Origin of the sequence: Clostridium sp. 1001275B_160808_H3, from assembly GCF_015550425.1 — a bacterium.
Lineage (GTDB): Bacteria > Bacillota > Clostridia > Clostridiales > Clostridiaceae > Clostridium.
In genome coordinates, this window is sequence record NZ_JADNAT010000005.1 from 1 (window position 1) to 2,177 (window position 2,177).

1 protein-coding gene is annotated in these 2,177 nt (G+C 30.0%); it reads left to right on the plus strand.

All coding sequences use genetic code 11. From position 1 onward, the window contains the following. Nucleotides 1–1,680 (plus strand): glycoside hydrolase family 3 C-terminal domain-containing protein (locus I2A75_RS05050; RefSeq protein WP_195263392.1); only part of this gene is annotated, 1,680 nt, incomplete at its 5' end. Between the last annotated feature and the right edge of the window lie 497 nt (nt 1,681–2,177).

Sequence of the window (2,177 nt, forward strand, 5' to 3'; positions counted from 1 at the left end):
GGACTTCAAGGAGATGGAAAATATTTAAAGACAGCAGCATGTGCAAAACACTTTGCTGTTCATAGTGGTCCAGAAGGGTTAAGACATGAATTTGATGCAGTAGTAAATGAAAAGGATTTATATGAAACTTATTTACCTGCTTTTGAAGCTGCAGTAAAAGAAGCAAATGTTGAATCTGTAATGGGAGCTTACAATCGTACTAATGGAGAACCTTGCTGTGGAAGTAAAACTTTGCTAAAGGATATATTAAGGGGAAAATGGAACTTTAAAGGACATGTAGTTTCTGATTGCTGGGCAATAGCAGATTTCCATTTACATCATCATGTAACTAGTACTGCTACACAATCATCAGCACTAGCTATAAAAAATGGTTGTGATTTAAACTGTGGGAATATATATCTTCAAATGTTACTAGCATATAAAGAAGGATTAGTTACAGAAGAAGATATAACAACAGCTGCAGAAAGATTAATGGCAACAAGAATAAGACTTGGAATGTTTGATGAAAACTGTGAATTTAATGATACACCATATGAAGTAAATGATTGTAAGGAGCATAATGAATTATCATTAAAAGCAGCAAGAAAGTCTGTGGTATTATTAAAAAATAATGGAATATTACCATTAAATAAAGAAAAAATAAAATCTATTGCAGTAATAGGACCAAATGCAAATAGTGAGATAATGCTTAAGGGGAATTATTCAGGTACTGCTTCAAAGTATATCACTATATTAGAAGGAATTCATGAAGTAGCAGATGATGATATTAGAGTATATTATTCGGAAGGCTGTCATTTATATAAAAATAGTATTTCAGGACTATCTCAAGCTGATGACAGATTAGCAGAAGCTATAACAGTGGCAGAAAGAGCTGATATTGCAATACTTTGCTTGGGGCTAGATCCAACTATTGAGGGAGAACAAGGTGATGCAGGAAATAGTGATGCAGCAGGGGATAAACCTAATTTGAAATTACCAGGAAGACAACAACAATTATTAGAGAGATTATTAGAAACAGGAACACCGGTTATTTTATTAATTGGAGCAGGAAGTGCATTAACTTTTAATGGTGCAGAAGAAAAATGTGCAGCAGTATTAGACCTTTGGTATCCAGGTAGTAGAGGAGGAAAAGCAGTTGCAGATTTATTATTTGGAGAATGTTCACCAAGTGGAAAATTACCAGTAACCTTCTATAAAAATGAAGAAGATCTTCCTGATTTCACAGATTACTCAATGAAGGGAAGAACCTATAGATATGTAGAATCAGAAGTTTTATATCCATTTGGATATGGACTAACTTATTCAGAAGTAGAATTAGCAAACTTAAAGGTAGAAGATATTAAAAATGATTTTGAAACTGTAAAGGTAAGTATAGATATTAAAAATGTAGGAAACTACGATACTGATGAAGTAATTCAATGCTATTTAAAAGACTTAGAATCAAAATATGCAGTATTACATCATAGCTTAGTTGGATTCAAACGTGTAAATCTAAGAAAAGGTGAAAGCAAAACCGTAAACTTTGAATTAAGAAAAAAAGAATTTGAAGTTGTAAATAATGAAGGTAATAAAATTCTAAATAGCAAAAGATTTAAACTATTCGTTGGAATATCTCAACCAGATTCAAGAAGCATTGAATTAACTAAAAATTCACCGTTAGAAACATTAATTGAACTTTAACTTTTCATTAGAAATTACCATTGCTTGAGCGCATGCGAGTTATAGAAATTTAGAAAATTTAAATAAGCTAATATTATTAAATTATAGATGTAATATAACTAGTTTTATATAAAAAGAAAGATATTGTATGGAAAGTAGTATTATCATGAACTGATGGAGTTTTATAATTCTATGTTTCAAAATACCGTTAAGAATTACTATTGTTTGAGCGAATGCGAGTTATAGTAATTTAATAATATATTTAACTCAATTTAAATTATAAAATAAGAATCTGTTGTGCGGAAAGTTGCATTATTACAAGGAATTAGAGTTTTATAACTTAGTGTTTTAAATTTTCGTTAAGAATTTCCATTGTTTGAGCGCATGCGAGTTATGGAAAGTTACTAATATATTTAACTCAATTTATATTTATAAAAGAATCACATTATGTGGAGGTCTGCATTATTACAAGGTATTAGAGTTTTATAATTGATTGTTTTAAATTTTCGTTAAGAATT